Origin of the sequence: Polaromonas sp. (assembly GCF_039930745.1) — a bacterium.
GTDB lineage: Bacteria > Pseudomonadota > Gammaproteobacteria > Burkholderiales > Burkholderiaceae_C > Polaromonas.
Window position 1 is genome coordinate 1 of the sequence record NZ_JBDTTH010000132.1, and the last position, 7,902, is coordinate 7,902.

6 protein-coding genes are annotated in these 7,902 nt (G+C 63.1%); 4 read left to right on the forward strand and 2 right to left on the reverse strand.

The annotated features are described in order from the left end of the window. Positions 1 to 652, reverse strand: a 652-nt coding sequence (locus ABI660_RS22065) for a filamentous hemagglutinin N-terminal domain-containing protein (RefSeq protein WP_348072181.1), incomplete at its 3' end; no start/stop codon positions are given. 411 nt (positions 653 to 1,063) lie between these two features. Between ABI660_RS22065 and ABI660_RS22070 the strand changes: the two genes are divergently transcribed. The 4 genes from ABI660_RS22070 to ABI660_RS22085 all read left to right on the forward strand — a co-directional run bounded on the left by ABI660_RS22070 (position 1,064) and on the right by ABI660_RS22085 (position 7,265). After that, positions 1,064 to 1,780: a response regulator transcription factor gene (locus ABI660_RS22070; protein ID WP_348072182.1), complete on the forward strand. Its 717-nt coding sequence runs from the start codon at positions 1,064 to 1,066 to the stop codon at positions 1,778 to 1,780. Then, positions 1,746 to 3,698: a sensor histidine kinase gene (locus ABI660_RS22075; RefSeq protein ID WP_348072184.1), complete on the forward strand. Its 1,953-nt coding sequence runs from the start codon at positions 1,746 to 1,748 to the stop codon at positions 3,696 to 3,698. Before ABI660_RS22070 ends, ABI660_RS22075 begins: the two co-directional genes overlap by 35 nt. A gap of 929 nt (positions 3,699 to 4,627) precedes the next feature. Then, positions 4,628 to 5,341: a response regulator transcription factor gene (locus ABI660_RS22080; protein ID WP_348072186.1), complete on the forward strand. Its 714-nt coding sequence runs from the start codon at positions 4,628 to 4,630 to the stop codon at positions 5,339 to 5,341. Positions 5,342 to 5,444: 103 nt separating this feature from the next. Beyond that, on the forward strand, positions 5,445 to 7,265 hold the full coding sequence (locus ABI660_RS22085) for an ATP-binding protein (RefSeq protein WP_348072188.1): 1,821 nt from the start codon (positions 5,445 to 5,447) through the stop codon (positions 7,263 to 7,265). A 190-nt stretch (positions 7,266 to 7,455) separates the two neighbouring features. Here ABI660_RS22085 and ABI660_RS22090 read toward each other — a convergent pair. Further along, on the reverse strand, positions 7,456 to 7,902 hold a 447-nt coding region (locus ABI660_RS22090; RefSeq protein ID WP_348072190.1), incomplete at its 5' end, for a tryptophan 2,3-dioxygenase family protein.

A 7,902-nucleotide genomic window follows, 5' to 3' on the forward strand; every position in this document is an offset into this window, starting at 1 on the left:
CGAGTAAGGCCAAGTAGCCGCGGGGTGCGGCATTCAAGGTGCCCTGGTTGACGACGGAACCGCTGGCGCCGTTGTTGCTGAAGACATGGTTGCCGGCCTGGAAGTCGGCGTTGCTCATGCTCAGGGTGGAAGCCACCAGGCCACCCACATTGACCTGGGAGCCGGCGCCAAACAGCACACCATTCGGGTTGAGGATAAACACCTGGCCGTTGGCCGTGAGGCTGCCCAGCAACTCGCTGGGGCTGCTGCCGGTGATGCGGTTGAGGGCTATCGCCTGCGCGTTGGGCTGGGCAAAGACCAGCGCTTCGTTGGCGCGGGTGGACAGGCTGGTCCAGTCGATCGCCAGGCGCTGGCTGCCCTGGGTAACAGTGGTGGTGTTGCCGGTGGTGGCGACCGACCCGGCGCCGAGAGAGACAGTAGCGTCGGCGGCATTGGCGGCATGAGCTTTGGGAGTCAGAAGGGCCAGGGCAGCCAGGAGCACCAGGGCGGCGCGGCAGGCGGGTTTGAGGGTGAAGCCGTCGGATTCGGTGGCATCGGCAATAGCGGAACGGCTGCGCGAGGAACCTCCCTTACCGGCGCCTTTGGCGGTTTCGGCCACGGCCACACATGCGCCCAGGGCGGTGTTCCAGAGTGTTCGGTAAATGTGGTTCATGGCAAATCCTTTTCTTCAGTGGTCTCAGGCGTCCGGCTGCCCAGATCCGGGCACGGGCGCGTTCAAAGTGATGCTGGATGGTAGGAAGGAGGTGGGGGACTTGTCTGTAGAAAGAACGTGCTACAGACCGGGCGGATGCCATACCCCGGCAGCCGCCTGCTGCAGCAGGCGCGCAGCGGGTCTACACATCAAATTGGCACTTGCCCCTTGTGGCAAGGACGCAAGAAGCTATGGAATGAATAGCAAATCACCTGTGTACAACCCGGATGCGGACCGTAACTCCGGGGCGCACCGGCGATGCAAAAGCAGGGTGGTCATGGTCCGTACTGGCGCTCAGAAAGGCGGAGAAGGTCAAGCTGTAGATAGAAGTGACTACATGCGAGCCGCCCTGCTTGCCGCACAATGCCACTCATGAATGCCGTCCCCTTCTCCCCCGCAACGATTCGCGTCGCCGTGGTGGAAGACGACCTGGGCTTTCAGGCCGCACTGGGCCGCGCACTCAAAGCGGCACCTGACATGACGCTGGCGGGCAAGGCCCTGACCCGCGCCCAAGGCCTGGCGCTGCTACAGGGCGCGCCGGCTGACGTATTGCTGGTGGACCTGGGCCTGCCTGATGGCTCGGGCATTGATGTCATCGAGGCGGCCACGCGGCTGTGGCCGCATTGCGCCATCATGGTCAGCACCACCTTTGGTGACGAAACCCACGTCATGCGTTCTATCGAGGCGGGTGCGGCCGGCTATTTGCTCAAGGACAGCGACTCCGCTGAAATAGCCGACGAGATCCGCAGCCTGGTGGCCGGAGGAAGCCCAATCAGCCCGATCATTGCGCGCCAGGTGCTGCGGCGCTTTCGCGCCTCTCCGAATGATGCCGCGACCGGGGGCGCTGGGGCGAGCGAGGCACCAGCGCCGCAATCGCCCGGCGATGCGCCGGTATCTCTGTCTCCGCGCGAGCGCGAGGTGCTGAACTTCATCACCAAGGGGTTCACGGTTGAAGAAATCGCCAGGCTGATGCAGGTGTCGCGCTACACGGTGCTGAGCTTTGTGCGGCGTATTTACAGCAAGCTCAAGGTCACGTCCAAAGCAGAAGCCATTTATGAAGCGCGCAACCACGGCCTGCTGGCGGACTAGCGCCGGGGTGGTTCAGGCCCTGGCGCTGGTTGCCGCGCTGCTGGCGGGCACTGGCGCTACCGCGCAGCCTGGGCCCTACCCGGTGATTCACTACACCACGGCGCAAATGCTGGAAGCGCCGGGCCCGGCCGGGCCGCTGGAGGCCGTGGTGGATGCCGATGCTCTTGGCACGCCATGGCGCGAAGTGGCTCTGCCTTACGCCTTCGCGCGCCAGATCATCCCCCAGGGTGGAACCCCACGGGTAACGACCCGCTGGTTCCGGGTGCAGGTCAGCGGCATGGACCAGCCCGGCGACACGGCGCATTTTTACCTCAAGCGCTGGCAGACCGCAGGGCAGCTCGCCGTGTATGCCGATGGCCGCCTGGTCTTCCGTTCACTGGGCAGCCCGGCTTGGAACCTGTTTCGCCACCCGGGTGTTTTCATCGCCCTGAACCAGAGCGCCCGTATGGCCGCTCCAACGGACATCCTGGTGCGGATGGACAGCCTGCAGGGCGCAGGGGGCGGGCTGTCGTCTTTTTATGTGGGCAATACGCAGGCGCTGCTGTCGCACTACACCGTGCGCGAATGGCTGGAATACCAGTTGCCCTTCATGAGCAGCGCAGCCTTCCTGGTCATCGGCATCTTCTGTTTCTTCGTGTGGCTTTGGCGACGCAAGGACCCGCTGTACCTTCTGCTGGCGGCGTTCTCGGTGCTGCAGGTGCTGCGGCGCTGGCACTTCCACACCGGGCTGGAGCGCCTGCCAGTCAGCGACGCCTGGTTCGGATGGATCACACTGAACGCCCTCTCCTGGCAAATCATGATCGTCCATGCCTTCCTGCTATTGCTGCATCGCCGGCCCATGCCGCGACTGACATGGACCTTGCTGGCCTTGACTTCGGTATTCACCGTTTGCACCCTGCCAGGAGTGCTGCCGCTGCCCGCGCTGGTGCTGCTGCGCCCCGCGCTGCAACTGCTGCAGATTTCGCTGGTTTTGATCGTTATCGGCGTGGGTCTCTGGCACTCGGTGCGCAGTCGTTCGCTGGACGGCGTACTGCTCAGCGGCAGCAATTGCGTCGCATTGGGCTTCGGTATCTACGACTGGCTCAAGGCCCAGCAGCTTATTGACATGGAATGGTTTTACCTCACGCCTTACGGCGCTACCCTGCTGCTGGCCACGTTCATGTTCATCATGCTGCGGCGCTACGTACAGGCGATCGGGGAGGTCGAGCAGATGAACGCCAGCCTGGAGCAGCGCCTGAAAGGGCGTGAGGCCGAGCTGGCGCAAAGTTATGAGCGGCTGCGCAAGGTGGAGCACGAGCACATGCTCAGCAGCGAGCGCCAGCGCATGATGCAGGACATGCACGACGGCCTGGGCTCCTCGCTGACCAGCGCCATACGTTCGGTAGAACACGGCGCCATGAGCGACGCCGAGGTGACGCAAGTCCTCAAGGACTGCATGGACGACCTCAAGCTCGCCATCGATTCGATGGAGCCGGCTGAGGCCGACCTGCTGCTCTTGCTGGCCACGCTGCGCTTTCGGCTGGCACCGCGCATCAAAAGCGCCGGCGTTTCGCTGGTGTGGGAGGTGCAGGAACTGCCGGCGCTGGACTGGCTGGACCCGTCCGCCGCGCTGCACATCCTGCGCATCGTGCAGGAAAGCGTGGCCAACATCCTGCGCCACACCCGCGCCACCGAAATCCGGGTGAGCACCGCCACCGAAGGCGCGGGGGTGCAGGTCATCATCGAAGACAACGGCCAGGGCTTTGATGTTGAAAACGCCTTGAACGAGGCAACCGGCCGCGGCCTGAGCAACCAGCAGCGCCGGGCGCAGGCGATTGACGGCACGGTGGCTTGGACGTCTGGCCCGGCGGGTACGCGGTTTACGCTGTGGTTGCCGTTGCAGAGGGCAGCTTCAGTGGCTGTTCAATCGGATTCTTAAGAAAAAACGGGCTCCAACCCTTGTTTTATGGGCGGGAGTAGCTGCTAAATAGATAGCAATCTTGCGTCACGCTGCGCCTGCGGTCTGCTTTGGACAGTAGGCGCAACTCCCCACTCCCAACCCCCCGCCCTTCCCTCGCCCCGCTGGGCGATGGAAGGGAGCCTCATTTGGCCGCGTGTGCTTGCCGCCGCGTGCAAACATGACAGCCGCGTGCCCGACCTGACGCGCTGCGCGCGTCAGGTCTCCCCGCATCCGATCCCGCTCCCTCTTCATCCCTCACCCTTCTGTATGCGCCGAGGAGCGGAGGTTCAGCCGGATCAGGACGAGCGATTGTTTGAGCCGAAGGCGAGTTCGAGCTCGACCCCGGCTGGACCGAGCACCGCAGGCTGCCCCCGCAGCGGCAGCGAAGGGGGACGCAGACAGCAGGGTCGCTTTTTTCTTTGCTTACGTTCTTTTTGGCGACGCAAAAAGAAAGTGAGTTGCCGCGGGCAACCCCCGGCTTGCAGGAAGACCCACAGCCACACAAGCTTGCACAGGCTTCGACAGGCTCAGCCCGAACGGTGGCGTTGCTTCGATCCTTCGACAAACTCAGGACAGGCCAGGCTCAGCCCGAGCGGCGTTGGAGGATCGCCTGCATAGATCCCGGACTGTGCCTGCCCCGGAGTTGAACCTAAAACCCGGGCGCCCTCGCGGTGCAACGCAAAGCGGTTCGTCACGGGTGCTGCTGGATGTCAGGAAGGAAAAAAGGGCCTGTCTGTAGAAAGAACGTGCTACATACCTGACGCTTTTTGCGTCGCAAAATCCCGTGCATGAACGCACTTCCCCTCTCCCCTGCCGCAACACATGCGGCCATGGTGGAGCACGGCCTGAACTCTCAGGCCGCGCTGAACGCGGCGCCGGCTGCATAGTCATTTCAGAAGGGAGCCGTGATGAACCAGTCGAGTCCGGTCCTGCCAGGACATGAGGCGCCCGCCGTCACGCCGATCCACGTTGCCATCGTCGAAGACGACCTCGATTTTCGCGATGCTCTGGTCCGGGCACTGCTGGCCGCGCCGGACATGCGGCTTGCAGGAATAGCGGGCTCGCGGGCTGAAGGTCTTGCCCTGCTGCAGGGGCCACCGGTTGACGTGTTGCTGGTTGATTTGGGACTGCCCGACGGCTCGGGTATTGACGTGATATGGGCAGCGGCGCAGCAGTGGCCCGGCTGCAGCATCATGGTGAGCACCCACTTTGGCGACGAAACACATGTCATGAAGTCCATCGAAGCGGGTGCGGCCGGCTATCTTCTGAAGGACAGCTCACAGGCAAAAATAGTGTCCGAAATCCGCAGCCTGGCCAGCGGCGGCAGCCCCATCAGCCCCATCATTGCGCGGCAGGTACTGGCACGCTTCAGGCCCGGTGCTCCGGCAGACATCGGCGGCAGCGAGCCCGCGGACAACACACCACAACCGCTGTCGGCACGGGAGAAAGAGGTGCTGGACCTCATCACCAAAGGCTTTACCGCGTATGAAATTGCCCGGCTCATGGACTTGTCTCATTTCACCGTGCGCACATTTGTGCGGCGCATCTACGCCAAGCTGAAAGTCAGCTCCAAGGCGGAAGCCATTTATGAAGCCAGAAGCCGCGGTCTGCTGGAACGCTAGGAGTGCGTTGGCAGGATGGCTGATAGCTTGGGTGGTGGTTTGCACTGCCGGCTGCAGCCAGGCGCCAGGGGAGGGTGCCGCGATTCAAATCAAACACGCGCAAATGCTGCAGGCGACGGGCATGGGTTTCACGCCGGCGCCGCCCACTGTGGATGCCGCGTCGCTGCTGCCGAGCGCCTGGCAAACGGTCGCCCTGCCGCACATTGCGCCGCGGAAACTGCCAGCCCGCCCTTCAGACGAGACACCCACTGTCACCGATTGGTATCGGCTTGACCTTGGCGCAACGGGGCTCCGGCCGGAGGCGCGTTTTCTCTACATTCCGCGCTGGAAGAACGGTGGACAGATCGCTGTTTACGGCGATGGCAAGTTGCTCTACCAGACCGAAGGCAGCCTGACCTACAACGGCTACAACCGTCCGCTGCTGCTGCGGCTGGCCGGTGGCGCTGGGACACCACCAACTACCGCAGTGCTGCTTCGTCTGACGCGCCAGCCGGGCAACGGCAGTGCGCTTTCTACCGTGTGGGTGGGCAGTGCGCAGGCGCTGGCCTGGCGCTACCAGCTTCGCCATTTTCTGCAAATCGAGCTGCCCTTCATGGGTGGTGCAGCCTTCCTGGCCGTCGGTTTTTTTTCGCTGGCCATCTGGATCTGGCGCAGGCATGAGTGGCTGTACCTGCTGTTTTTTGCCGCATCCACCATGGCATTTTTACGAATGCTTCACTACTTTGTCGGGGGCAGTTACCTGCCCGTCTCCGACGCCTGGTTTAACTGGCTCACGGTTGCGTCGCTGCTGTGGCTGATTGTGCTGGTCAATCACTTTCTGGAGCGCCTGCACCGGCGGCCGCTGCGCTGGCTGACGCCCTTGCTGGTGGGTGTCACGCTACTGTGTAATGCGGTAACCGTGCCGGGCGTCACATCCCTGATACGCGATTTGAACCTGATCACGCCGGCGCTCTACCTGACCTTGTTGCCGCTGGCCTTGCTGATCTTTGCAGACGCCTTGCGCCATGCCTTGCGCTCCCGCGAGCGGCAGGTTGAGCTCATGGCCGCCTGGGTTTTGTTCACTGTGGCCAGCAGCATGTACGACCTTGCGTTGCAAAACAACTGGGTCAGCCCGGAAGGCTTGTACACCAACCCCTACGCGATCATTGGGCTGTTTGTCATGTTCAGCTACATCATGTACCGGCACTACACAGGGGCGATTGTCGAGGTGGAGCGCGCCAATGCGAATCTGGCGCAGCGCCTGCGGGCGCGCGAGCGCGAGCTGGAACAGAGCTACCAGCGCCTTCGCGCCGTGGAGCAGCAGCAAATGCTCAGCGACGAGCGCCAGCGGCTGATGCAGGACATGCACGATGGGCTGGGCTCGTCGCTGACCAGCGCGATCCGATCGGTAGAACACGGCGGCATGAGCGATGCCAGGATGACGCAAGTTCTCAAAGACTGCATGGATGACCTCAAGCTGGCCATCGATTCGATGGAACCCGTCGAGGCCGACCTGCTGCTCTTGCTGGCCACGCTGCGTTTCCGGCTGGAGCCGCGGCTGGAGGATGCCGGCGTTGCGCTGCTGTGGGAGGTGAAGGAGTTGCCAACGCTGGGCTGGCTGGACCGGTCGGCCGCGCTGCACGTTCTGCGCATCGTGCAGGAAAGCGTGGCCAACATCTTGCGCCACACGCAAGCCAACGAGATCCAGGTGCGCACTGCGAGCGAAGGTGCGGGTGTACAAGTCATCATTGAAGACAACGGCCAGGGCTTTGACATCGACAAAGCCCTGGGCGAGGCAACAGGCCGCGGGCTGAGCAACCAGCTGCGCCGGGCGCGGGCAATTGACGGCACGGTGTCCTGGAAGTCTGGCCCGGCGGGTACGCGGTTTACGCTGTGGTTGCCGCTGCAGAGGGCAGTTTCAGTGGCTGTGCAGCCGGATTCTTAAGAGAAATTGAGCTCTAGCCCCAATACGGTTCAGTTAACGTTTTTTGGGCTGTCATGCCGGACGCGATCCGGCATCCATGCAGCATGCACCACAGTCGCGGGCTGGCGTAGCGTGGATTGCGGATCAAGTCCGCAATGACAGCTTTGAGAAGCTGTCACGCGTGCGAAGCAAGCGCGAATGCCCGATTCGCCTACAAATCCGTCCTCAGCTTCCAGATCTCCGGAAACAACACCACATCCAGCATCTTGCGCAGGTAGCTCACCCCGCCCGTGCCGCCGGTGCCGCGCTTGAAACCAATTACTCGTTCCACCGTTGTCACATGGCGGAAGCGCCAGAGGCGGAAGGCGTCTTCCAGGTCGGTGAGTTCTTCGCCGAGCTGGTACAGGTCCCAGTACTTCTTCGGGTCGCGGTAAACCACCAGCCAGGCCTGCTCCACTGCATCGCTTTCCACATAACCCTGGGTCCAGTCACGCTGCGTGTGACTGGCGGGTACGGGCAGGCCGCGGCGGGCCAGCAGGCGCAGGGCTTCGTCGTACAGTGACGGCGCCTCGAAGGCGGCTTGTACCTGCGCGAGCAGGTCAGGGCGGTGCGCGTGGGGCTTGAGCATGGCGGCGTTTTTGTTGCCCAGTGCGAATTC